The following is a 3,671-nucleotide window of genomic DNA, read 5'->3' as shown; positions in this document are numbered from 1 at the left end:
TAAAAATCATCTTATATGCATATACTCAATCTGTTTAATTATGTTCAAAGCATTAAGGTAACAAGACAATATCTAAGATATCAAAGATAGAAATTTTTTGACGTTGTTGCTGATTGTAAACATAACCATCAATTTCATAATTAATAGCATCAATACGATAAATGGTTAAGCGTACTGAATCTACAAAGCCATTATTATAAAATTTAACTTCTACAGGTTGGGCATATTGTAGCGCCTCGTGTAGCCGAATGTTTAGCTCAGCCAATTGATCATCTGATAATACAGGACGTGTAATTTTGTTTTGGTCGATAATGTATTGTTGAATCGTTTCGAATTGTTCGGGTAATGTTGCAAAAGGAGCCCATTTAATCATGCCTCTTCCCATAGGTATATTGTTATCTAGTAATTCTCTTGGAACGTTACGATAATCAGTTTCTTCTTCATAACTTGTCATCCTTAATTCACCCCAATCTGATAATTACATTATACGAACATGTGTTCTATTTTGCAACAAAAATTTTGTGGAAGCATAAACGCGTTAATAATTAATGCTCGTGTAAGTAAAAAAGAGGGATTAATTAAAATCGAATAATGACATATCACAGCAAATAGTTCTTTTAAAGTAGTTAAATAGTTTTAGCTTTAAGGAAATGATAAATGATTGTTAATTCTAGCTAAAATTTAATAAAATGAAAATAAGACTAACATGGAGGGGTAAAAGTAATGACAAATGGATATATTGGTTCTTACACTAAAAAGAATGGTAAAGGGATTTATCGTTTTGAATTAAACGAAAATCAGTCACGTATTGATTTATTAGAAACAGGATTTGAATTAGAAGCGTCTACATATTTGGTGCGTAATAATGAAGTTTTATATGGAATCAACAAAGAAGGAGAACAATGCGGTGTTGCAAGTTTGAAAATTGATGACAATGGTGAATTGCATTTATTAAATAAATGTTTGTCTTCAAAAGCTGGTACAGGTTGTTATGTATCGATTTCAGAAGATAAACGATATTTATTTGAAGCGGTATATGGTGCTGGCATCATACGTATGTATGAATTAAATACGCACACAGGTGAAATTATACGTCTAATTCAAGAACTTGCACATGATTTTCCAACAGGTACACATGAAAGACAAGATCATCCACACGCACATTATATTAATCAAACTCCAGATGGTAAGTACGTTGCAGTAACAGATTTAGGTGCTGATCGTATCGTTACTTATAAATTTGATGACAACGGGTTTGAATTTTATAAAGAATCTTTATTTAAAGATAGTGATGGGACAAGACATATTGAATTTCATGATAATGGAAAATTTGCTTATGTCGTACACGAATTATCAAATACTGTGAGCGTTGCAGAATATAATGACGGTAAATTTGAAGAGCTCGAGCGTCATTTAACAATTCCTGAAAACTTTGATGGAGATACTAAACTTGCAGCAGTGCGTTTGTCTCATGATCAACAATTCTTATATGTATCTAATAGAGGGCATGATAGCATTGCAATTTTTAAAGTTCTTGATAATGGTCAACACTTAGAACTAGTAACAATTACTGAAAGTGGTGGTCAATTCCCAAGAGATTTTAATATTGCCTCATCAGATGACCTTTTAGTTTGTGCTCATGAGCAAGGAGATTCAGTTGTAACTGTTTTCGAAAGAAATAAAGAAACAGGTAAAATTACGCTATGTGATAACACTCGTGTAGCATCTGAAGGTGTATGTGTCATATTTTAATCTTTAATTAATCATGATAAAAAGAAAACCATGTTTCCAAAAAATTTGTGTATACCTTGAAATTTATTGTTTTCAAGAACATCAAATTATGGAAGCATGGTTTATTTTTGTCTCAAAAATTAATTTTTAAAGAAAGCTTTGATGTATTTAAATTTACCTTTATATGGTGGTAAATGGACACCTGATTCTAATCGTGTAGATTTGAAAATGTAGCTTTTTTCATGTGTAAAAGTGTCGAATGAATATTTACCATGATAGCGTCCCATACCTGAGGCGCCAACACCACCAAATGGTAATTTAGGATTCGCTAGGTGCATCAATGTATCATTAATAGCGCCGCCGCCAAATGATAACTCGTTTATTACACGTTGCGTAGCATTTTCATCTTCGCTAAATAAATATAAACTCAAAGGTTTTGGTCTTTGGTGAATAAAGGCTATTGCTTCATCCAATGACTGATACGTTAAAATCGGTAAGATAGGACCAAAAATTTCTTCTTGCATAATTGCTGAATCATTTGTAACGTGATCTAACAATGTTGGTTCTATATAACGTTCATCCTCATCACTATGACCACCAAATACAATATTCATTTGTGCACTGTTAAGTAATGACGTCAGACGATGATAATGTTTAAGGTTTACAATGCGGCCATAATCTGGACTTTGTTGTATATTTTGACCATAAAATTCACGCAACGTTTTTGATAGGGCTGTGATTAAATCATCTTTTACAGATTCGTGTACTAAAATGTAATCAGGTGCAACACATGTTTGGCCGGCATTAGTGAATTTCCCAAAACAAATGCGTTCACTGGCAACCTTAATATTCGCTGTTTCATCAACGATGACTGGAGATTTACCGCCCAATTCTAATGTCACAGGAACTAAATTTTCGCTGGCAGCTTGATAAACGATTTTGCCTACATTTTCACTTCCTGTAAAGAAGACATAGTCAAAAGGTAAGTGAATTAACGTTTGCGTTTCTTCAATTCCTCCCTCAATAACTTCAATGTAATTTGCATCAAATGTTTCATTGATTAATCGTTTAATCACTCGTGCAACGTTTGGTGTCAACTCAGATGGTTTAATAATTGCTGTATTACCTGCTGCAATAGCACCGATTAAAGGTTCGAACACTAGTTGAAAAGGATAGTTAAATGGTGCAATGATCAAAACTGTTCCATAAGGTTCTTTTTTGATATAGCTTTTTGTTGGAAATAAATATAAAGGTGTGTCTACATTTTTTGTTTTAGTCCAGTTTTTAAGTTCCTTACGGGCATTTTTGATACTTTTCAAAGTTATGCCAATTTCAGTAGCATAAGCTTCGACTTTATTTTTTCCTAAATCTGTATATAGTGCTTCTAAAATATCGCTCTCGTATGATTTAATAGCTTTGCTTAACTTCTTTAATTGCTCTTTTCTAAAACTAATATCTTTAGTTTGTTGTGTATTGAAAAAAGCTTTACTGTCATAAAATTTTTGCTCAATGATATTCATAATGAAAAGAACCTCCTTATATGATTATTTTGGAAAAGTGAGTAATTGATTTGAATGTTGTGGCCGTTAATTTTAAATGTTCTTTTGAATTATATATGTTGAAAGTTGAAAATAGAGCGATGAATCGTGTACATAATAATATTTATAACTTTAATCATAACGAAAAAGGTAGGAAGAAAACAAAAATTTATACTCAACATCGCAAATATTTTAAGAAAATGTAAAGACAAAAGGGGAATTGTATAGAAATCACTAATCTGTGGGTTAGGATAGCTAAAGGAATGAAAACTGCTATTGAAAAGGTTGTAAATTAGTCAAACGTAAATAAAAAACAGTTCATTGAAAGTGAAATAAATTCTACTTTAATGAACTGTTAGTTAAATACAACATGTCTATAAATAGACAGTAATATAGTATTAT

The 3,671-nt window shown here is 31.6% G+C and carries 4 protein-coding genes; 2 read left to right on the top strand and 2 right to left on the bottom strand.

Translation table 11 applies throughout. The features are described from left to right. Nucleotides 1–52: 52 nt before the first annotated feature. Nucleotides 53–454, bottom strand: a complete 402-nt coding sequence (locus HMPREF3247_RS05745; RefSeq protein ID WP_000205106.1) for a YolD-like family protein — start codon at nucleotides 452–454, stop codon at nucleotides 53–55. A gap of 269 nt (nucleotides 455–723) precedes the next feature. On the opposite strand from HMPREF3247_RS05745, the gene HMPREF3247_RS05740 reads away from it, so the two are divergent. Beyond that, nucleotides 724–1,752 (top strand): 6-phosphogluconolactonase, encoded by a 1,029-nt coding sequence (locus HMPREF3247_RS05740; RefSeq protein ID WP_000181322.1) that lies wholly within the window; start codon nucleotides 724–726, stop codon nucleotides 1,750–1,752. Between the two features lie 119 nt (nucleotides 1,753–1,871). Here HMPREF3247_RS05740 and HMPREF3247_RS05735 read toward each other — a convergent pair whose 3' ends face one another. Then, nucleotides 1,872–3,251 (bottom strand): aldehyde dehydrogenase, encoded by a 1,380-nt coding sequence (locus tag HMPREF3247_RS05735; protein WP_001021219.1) that lies wholly within the window; start codon nucleotides 3,249–3,251, stop codon nucleotides 1,872–1,874. A gap of 50 nt (nucleotides 3,252–3,301) precedes the next feature. Here HMPREF3247_RS05735 and HMPREF3247_RS05730 point away from each other — a divergent pair, with 50 nt between their 5' ends. Next, on the top strand, nucleotides 3,302–3,475 hold the full coding sequence (locus tag HMPREF3247_RS05730; protein WP_072384913.1) for a hypothetical protein: 174 nt from the start codon (nucleotides 3,302–3,304) through the stop codon (nucleotides 3,473–3,475). The last annotated feature ends 196 nt before the right edge of the window (nucleotides 3,476–3,671 follow it).

It is taken from the genome of Staphylococcus sp. HMSC36A10 (genome assembly GCF_001838845.1).
GTDB classification, from domain to species: domain Bacteria; phylum Bacillota; class Bacilli; order Staphylococcales; family Staphylococcaceae; genus Staphylococcus; species Staphylococcus aureus.
This window is presented reverse-complemented; position numbering and strand designations above follow the sequence as displayed.

Excerpts from the sequence above, each read along its gene's own strand:
- HMPREF3247_RS05735 (WP_001021219.1), bottom strand. The coding sequence starts at position 3,251 with ATGAATATCATTGAGCAAAAATTTTATGACAGTAAAGCTTTTTTCAAT.
- HMPREF3247_RS05740 (WP_000181322.1), top strand. The coding sequence starts at position 724 with ATGACAAATGGATATATTGGTTCTTACACTAAAAAGAATGGTAAAGGG.
- HMPREF3247_RS05745 (WP_000205106.1), bottom strand. The coding sequence starts at position 454 with ATGACAAGTTATGAAGAAGAAACTGATTATCGTAACGTTCCAAGAGAA.